The 6,679-nt window shown below is 23.7% G+C and carries 8 protein-coding genes and 1 pseudogene; all 9 read left to right on the forward strand.

The annotated features are described in order from the left end of the window. Positions 1-412: pseudogene (locus tag ACTT9D_RS06425) on the forward strand (hypothetical protein); the annotation flags it as partial. Positions 413-415: 3 nt separating this feature from the next. Continuing rightward, a complete protein-coding gene (locus ACTT9D_RS06430) occupies positions 416-1,120 on the forward strand; it encodes an SDR family NAD(P)-dependent oxidoreductase (protein WP_440930962.1) in 705 nt (234 codons plus the stop codon). 4 nt (positions 1,121-1,124) lie between these two features. Beyond that, positions 1,125-2,108, forward strand: a complete 984-nt coding sequence (locus ACTT9D_RS06435; protein WP_440930963.1) for an NAD-dependent epimerase/dehydratase family protein — start codon at positions 1,125-1,127, stop codon at positions 2,106-2,108. Beyond that, entirely contained in the window at positions 2,105-2,869 is a 765-nt protein-coding gene (locus tag ACTT9D_RS06440; RefSeq protein ID WP_440930964.1) for a 1-deoxy-D-xylulose-5-phosphate synthase N-terminal domain-containing protein, read from the forward strand. Before ACTT9D_RS06435 ends, ACTT9D_RS06440 begins: the two co-directional genes overlap by 4 nt. Then, the gene (locus ACTT9D_RS06445) at positions 2,866-3,357 is read left to right on the forward strand and encodes a hypothetical protein (protein ID WP_440930965.1); all 492 of its coding nucleotides are present in this window, start codon (positions 2,866-2,868) and stop codon (positions 3,355-3,357) included. The genes ACTT9D_RS06440 and ACTT9D_RS06445 overlap by 4 nt, the downstream gene beginning before the upstream one ends. A gap of 41 nt (positions 3,358-3,398) precedes the next feature. Then, entirely contained in the window at positions 3,399-4,184 is a 786-nt protein-coding gene (locus ACTT9D_RS06450; protein ID WP_440930966.1) for a sporadic carbohydrate cluster 2OG-Fe(II) oxygenase, read from the forward strand. Between the two features lies 1 nt (position 4,185). Next, a complete protein-coding gene (locus ACTT9D_RS06455) occupies positions 4,186-5,241 on the forward strand; it encodes an LIC12192 family sporadic carbohydrate cluster protein (RefSeq protein WP_440930967.1) in 1,056 nt (351 codons plus the stop codon). A gap of 15 nt (positions 5,242-5,256) precedes the next feature. Continuing rightward, on the forward strand, positions 5,257-6,000 hold the full coding sequence (locus tag ACTT9D_RS06460) for a WbqC family protein (protein ID WP_440930968.1): 744 nt from the start codon (positions 5,257-5,259) through the stop codon (positions 5,998-6,000). Further along, on the forward strand, positions 5,981-6,679 hold a 699-nt coding region (locus ACTT9D_RS06465; RefSeq protein ID WP_440930969.1), incomplete at its 3' end, for a hypothetical protein. The genes ACTT9D_RS06460 and ACTT9D_RS06465, both read left to right, overlap by 20 nt.

The raw sequence follows: 6,679 nt of genomic DNA on the forward strand, positions 1-6,679 counted from the left end.
ATGTGCCTCATTAAAAAAAAAAAAAAAAAATGCTAATTATCTAAGAAAAAGAAATATTCTAGATTTAGTAATAAATTTAAAGATGGATTTTAAATCAATTAAAAAACTTGTTGCATCTTATAGTTTTCCATATGAGGGTTCAATTTTGATATTCAATGATCAGTTAATCAGAATTTTTAATGTAAAAAAAATTAAAGGCAATATATACAATAAAGAAATAGGAAAAATTATAAAAACTACTCAATCGTATATTATATCTAGATGCTCCGACTCTTTAATCAAACTTGAATTTAAAAAAATACACGATAAGAAAATTTTTTATGGAAAAAAATATATCCATGACCCTATTTATTATCTTTTAATGTCAAAAAAAATATATAAAAGACTAAATAAATTATTTCTTGAAAATTAACAAATGATAAAAACAAGTATATTGATAGGGGGAACAAAAGGCATAGGTAGTGTCATTGCAAAAAAGTTACTAGAGAGAGGTGATAAATTATTTGTTATTTCAAGAACAAAAAAAAATAAAACTAATTATATTCAATCTGATATAAGTAGTTCAACTGACTTACTTAATTTAAAAAAAAAAATAAAAAATATAAAAGTTGACAATCTAATTTTCAGTCAAAGATATAGAGGATTAGACAATAAGAAAGATTTTGAAATTCAACTTGAAGCAACAAATAATTTTATAAAGACATTTAAAAGTAATCTAAAAAAAAATTCATCTATAGTAATATTGAGCTCTATTGCTACATCAACTGTATTACATGATCAAAGTGACGTATATCATTACACTAGAGGAGCTCTTGAAGGGCTTGTAAAATATTATGCATGCACGTTAGGCAAAAAGGGAGTAAGAATAAATTGTATTCAACCCTCAAAGTTATTAAAGCCAGAAAATAAAAAATTTTTTTTAAAAAAAAATAACAAAGATAGGAAAACTTTAGAAAAAATTACACCATTAGGTAGAATGGGTACATCTGAGGATATAGCAAATTTAACGTCTTTTTTGACATCTAATTATTCAACATTTATAACAGGTGTGATAATACCTGTTGATGGTGGACTTAGATTATTAAGTCAAGAAAGTATTTATAACATGTTGAAAAAATAATTTTATGAAAAAAAAAATATTTATTACTGGTGGTGCTGGGTATGTTGGTTGTGCTTTAGCAGATTATTTAGTTGAAAAAGGTTATGCCGTCACAGTTTTTGACTTATTTATTTATGGTGAAAATGTTTTTGAAAAAAAAAATGATATCAAAATAATTAAAGGCGACATAAGAGATAAAAAATTACTAGAAGAGTCTATTAAAAACCATGATATTGTTATCCATCTTGCTTGCATATCTAATGATCCAAGTTTTGATCTTAATCCAAGTTTAGGAAAATCAATTAACTTAGATGCATTTGAACCCTTGGTAAAAATTTCAAAAAACTTAAATGTTGAAAGATTTATTTATGCGTCATCTTCAAGTGTTTATGGAATAAAAGATATGAAAGATGTTCATGAAGATATTCCACTTGATCCAATTACAGATTATTCAAAATTTAAAGCTCAATGTGAAGAAATTTTAATGAAATATAAAGATGAAAATTTTACCACAGTTGTAATTAGGCCTGCTACTGTGTGTGGTTATTCAAAAAGACAAAGATTAGACTTAATTGTAAATATACTCTCTAACCTTGGTTATCATAAAAAAGAAATATCTGTTTTTGGAGGAGAACAACTTAGGCCAAATATTCATATAAAAGATATGATTAGATCTTATAAATATCTTATTGAAGCTGATAAGAAATTAGTAAATGGTGAAATTTTTAATGCAGGCTGGGAAAATTTAAGTGTATCTAAAATAGCCAATGTTGTAAAAAGTGAATTAGGAGATGACATAAAATTAGTAGTTACCCCCACAGATGATAATAGATCATATCACATATCATCAAAGAAAATTAGAAATAAAATAAATTTTATTACCAAATACACAATTAACGATGCAGTAAAAGATTTAAAATTAGCATTTGAGAAAAAAGTTTTTAAAGACTCGTTAAACAATCCAGATTTTTTTAATATAAAAAAAATGCAAGAAATAAATTTAAAATGAAAATTTCTAATCTAAAGACATTAAAAGATAAAGCTTTAGATTTAAGAAGAAAAACTTTTTTAGCTTTTTTAGAAAAAGGAGAAGCTCATTTAGGTGGGAGTTTTTCAATGATAGAAATTTTAATAACTCTTTTTGAGATAATATTAAAAAAGAACGATAAATTTATACTTAGTAAATCTCACTCTTCATTTCCTTATTGTATTTTGTTAAACGAAAAAGGTTTTAAAAATGAAATTACTACACATTTAGAAATCGATGAAAAAAATGGAATAAATTGCACTACTGGAAGTTTAGGTCACGGATTACCAATTGCGACTGGTATGGCATTTGCAAGAAAAATTAAAAATGAAATCAAAAACAATGTTTATGTGATAATTAGTGATGGAGAATGTCAAGAAGGGACAACGTGGGAGTCATTATTAATCGCATCAAAACATAAATTAAAAAACCTAAAAATAATTGTCGATTATAATAAAATACAAGCTTTATCAAAATTAAAAGATGCTTTGCCATTAGAAAATTTAGTTAAAAAATTTAAAGCCTTTAATTGTAATACTGTAGAGGTAAAAAATGGACATTCATTTAAATCAATAATAAATGGATTTAATAAAAAATTTGAAAATGACTCGCCAACTGTATTTATTTTTCACACTATCAAGGGTAAAGGAATTAAAAAATTTGAAAATGATCCTGTTTGGCATGCTAGAAAATTAGAAGGAAAAGAAATTTTTATTGGAAAAAAATATTTAGGAATAAAATGAGAAGAAGATTTGGAAAAATAATAAATCAGATTGCAAAAAAAGATAAAAAGATTGTATTATTAGTTGGAGATATCGGTTATGGAATATTTGATGAATTTAGAAAAAATTTTCCTAAAAGATTTTTCAATTTAGGGATTTGTGAACAAAGCTTAATTGGAGTTGCATCAGGTATGGCTTTGGAAGGGCTAAAACCTTGGGTATATACAATTACGCCTTTTTTAATTGAAAGACCGTTTGAACAAGTAAAATTAGATATAGATCAACAAAAAGCCAATGTTAAACTAGTTGGGTTTGCAGATTATCCTCATTTAGGTCCAACTCATTCTGAATTAAATGGAAAAAAGTTAGTAAAGTTATTTAAAAATATCGATTCATACTTTCCGAAAAATAGTAAAGAAACTGAAAAATTTGTTTTAAAATCCTATAAAAATAAAGGACCAAATATAATTAGCCTTAAAACAGACAAAACTTTGTTAAAAAAGTTTTAATATAATATCATTTTTAATATTAATGTTATTTGAATATGTTGATGAATTTTTTAAATAAAAAAGAAAAGAACCTATCAAAAAATTTTTTAAATAATGGCTATATAATTTGCAAATCAGAAAGTACTAATTCACTAAATTTTATTCTAAAAATATTGAATGAAAGTATAAAAAATTATCTTAGCACAAAAAAAAACATCAATTTAAATAAAGTTCATGAATATATTCCAATTGAAAATCTTAATGATTTTAGACTCAAAATAATCAAAGATTTAAATAATAATGAAATGTTAAGACAAAACTATTTTCATATAGCCAGAAACCACTTATTCACTTTAGCTGGTAATGAACTTATGATGCAAAGAAATATTAATTTGAGTATTCAATATCCAAATGATCCAAATTCATTATTACCAGTTCACTCAGATGTATGGTCAGGAGATTCACCATATGAGATTAATCTATGGTTACCGCTTGTAAATTGTTATAAAACAAAATCTATGTATCTTTTAACACAAGATAAATACAGAAATTTAAAAAAAAAAATAAATACAAAAAAAAACAACAGTAGTTCAAAAATTTTTAAGATTATTTCAAATGATATAAAATGGATAAGTATTAAAAAAGGGAGTTTCATGATATTCAATCAATCTTTACCTCATGGCAATGTTGTTAATAAAGAAAAAGAAACGAGATGGTCTATGAATTGTAGATTTAAATCCATTTTTTCTCCTTATGTAGATAAGAAAATAGGTGAATTTTTTTTACCTATAACTACTAGAGCTGCCACAGAAATAGGAATGAATTATAAATCACCATTTAAAAAATAAAATGAAAGTTAAGGGATATATATTTAGCAGACCTTTTTTTGGTGAAAGAGTCCCTCAAAACGTACAAAATATAGTTTTAAGAGATTATACAAAAAATAAAAACATTAAATTATTGTTAAGCTCAACAGAATATGTGATGGAAGATAGTAGTTTAATTTTGTCAGAAATAATTGACAATATTAAAAAATATGACGGTATTTTATTTTATAGTTTATTACAACTTCCAAAAGATAAAAAATTAAGAGAATCAATTTACAAAAAAATTGTTCACAATAAGAAAGAGCTACATTTTGCCTTAGAAAATTTAAAAATAAAAAATAAAGATGAAGCAAATGAGATTGAAAGAATTTTCTTAATTAAATCAAATTATGACAATTTAAAATTATTAAGAACAAAATTAAGAAAGCGTAATTTTATAACTAAAAATCACAAAAGTACTCCTAGAGATTGTTTAAAAAGAATGAATGATGACAAAGTCAAGTGTATGAAAATTTCAAAAAAATATGATTTTGATTATTGGGATGGTAATAGAAAATATGGATATGGAGGATTTAAATACATTGAAGGTTATAATACTTCTTTAGCAAAAAAACTGATAAAAACATATTCATTAAAAGACAATGCTAAAATATTAGATATAGGTTGCGGAAAAGGTTTTTTGTTATACGAATTAAAAAAAATTCTTCCTAATGCAAAAATTATTGGAATAGATATTTCTAAATATGCAAAAAAAAAGACATTAAAAGAAATTAAGGATAACATTATTATAAGGGATGCGAGAAAAAACTTAATATATAAAGATAATTATTTTGATCTAGTAATTTCTATTAATACATTACACAACTTTAAAATACCAGATATCGTAAAATCACTTAGTGAAATTGAAAGAATAGGTAAATCAAAATTCATCTGTGTAGAATCTTACAGAAATGAAAAAGAACAATTTAATTTACAATGCTGGGCTTTAACAGCTGAAACATTAATTGATACAGTAGCCTGGGAATGGTTAATGAAAAAAAGTTCTTATACTGGAGATTATGAATTTATTTATTTTTAGAAATAAATTTTTACCATGAAATTTGTAAGTGCACATCAACCAGCTTTTTTGCCATGGTTAGGATTGATTCATAAAGTTATGCTCTCAGATATATTTATTTTCATGGATATTGCGAAGTTTCGAAAAAGAGCTTTTATGCACAGAAATTATATTGAGATAAATCAAAAAGAGAATGTTTTAGGTTTAAATGTAAATGATAAAGCAGATTATTTAAATTGTGATGAGGTAAAAATATCTGCATTTCATTCAGATTGTTTAAATAAAATAAAAAATAAAATAGAAACAACATATAAAAATACTGAATATTTTGAAGATCTTATTGAATTTCTATCAAATACTTTTGAAGATAATCAAATGGATCTAAATTCAATATGCTTAAAACAATTGTTATTTCTTAAAGATAAATTTGAAATTAAAACTCAAATTATCAAAGAGTCAAAAATTTTAAGTAATAATTTTAAATCCACACCAACTGAAAGATTGTTGCAACATGCAATTCAAACAAAAGCAAACATTTATATAACTGGAACTAATTCAGTAAATTATTTAGAAAAAAAATTGTTTGATGAACATAAAATTTTCAATTATGTTCAAGAATTTAATTATTTACCATTTAGTAAATATCAATTTACAAATCATCCTCTTTCTACAATTCATCAAATCTCAAAAATTGGATTTAAAAAGATAAAAAAAATGATGGTAGAGACACAAATTAATAAACAAAACATATTAGAAATTTATGATAGATCACGAATTTAGAGTTATTACCCCAGTGGTAAAAAGATTGTTAAAGAATAGGACAAAAAGTGAAAGTGTTTTGTTACAGAAAATTCCATTAGATTTTGTTATCAGCAAAGGTTTTACATTAGGTTATAAAAATTACTTTAAAAAGAATAAAAAAATCAATGAACTTTATTATAGAGGTTTGCCACTAAATAGAAGAGAGTCATATTTTATGCAAGAAGATCAACTTGAAGAAACTTTAAATTTAATTTTAGATTTGATTGATAGAAAAATAAAAAAAAAAAGGATTATTCAACTTCCAAATCCTGAAAATATTACAGTTCAAAAATTTGAAAATTATATCAGTAAACAAAAAAAATTTTATGGATTTGAATTAATACCATCATGGCATAAAAAAAATATATTAGATAAAAAATATTTTAATTTTTTGTCGCTAGTCACAGAAATAAACTTGCCTTTATCTTTAGAAGTTGATTATATTTTTAGAGACTCTTTAGACAAAACATCTAATTTTTTTGGTATAATTAAAAAATTTCCTAATATAAAATATTGGTTACCACACTTAGGCTGTGGAGTATTTTTGCATTGGGATAAAATAACTAAGGAATGTAAATATAAACCTTGCCTATTAACAAGTACAAAAAATTTCAAACAATGGTTAAAAATATTAAATTTAAAAAATTATAAAAATATA

Origin of the sequence: Candidatus Pelagibacter sp., from assembly GCF_052049815.1 — a bacterium.
In the GTDB taxonomy this organism is placed as follows: Bacteria; Pseudomonadota; Alphaproteobacteria; order Pelagibacterales; family Pelagibacteraceae; genus Pelagibacter.

Bases quoted from the DNA above. Each gene is read 5' to 3' on its own strand.
- ACTT9D_RS06455 (WP_440930967.1), top strand. From the start codon at position 4,186: ATGAAAGTTAAGGGATATATATTTAGCAGACCTTTTTTTGGTGAAAGA.
- ACTT9D_RS06460 (WP_440930968.1), top strand. From the start codon at position 5,257: ATGAAATTTGTAAGTGCACATCAACCAGCTTTTTTGCCATGGTTAGGA.
- ACTT9D_RS06430 (WP_440930962.1), top strand. From the start codon at position 416: ATGATAAAAACAAGTATATTGATAGGGGGAACAAAAGGCATAGGTAGT.
- ACTT9D_RS06435 (WP_440930963.1), top strand. From the start codon at position 1,125: ATGAAAAAAAAAATATTTATTACTGGTGGTGCTGGGTATGTTGGTTGT.
- ACTT9D_RS06450 (WP_440930966.1), top strand. From the start codon at position 3,399: ATGAATTTTTTAAATAAAAAAGAAAAGAACCTATCAAAAAATTTTTTA.
- ACTT9D_RS06445 (WP_440930965.1), top strand. From the start codon at position 2,866: ATGAGAAGAAGATTTGGAAAAATAATAAATCAGATTGCAAAAAAAGAT.
- ACTT9D_RS06440 (WP_440930964.1), top strand. From the start codon at position 2,105: ATGAAAATTTCTAATCTAAAGACATTAAAAGATAAAGCTTTAGATTTA.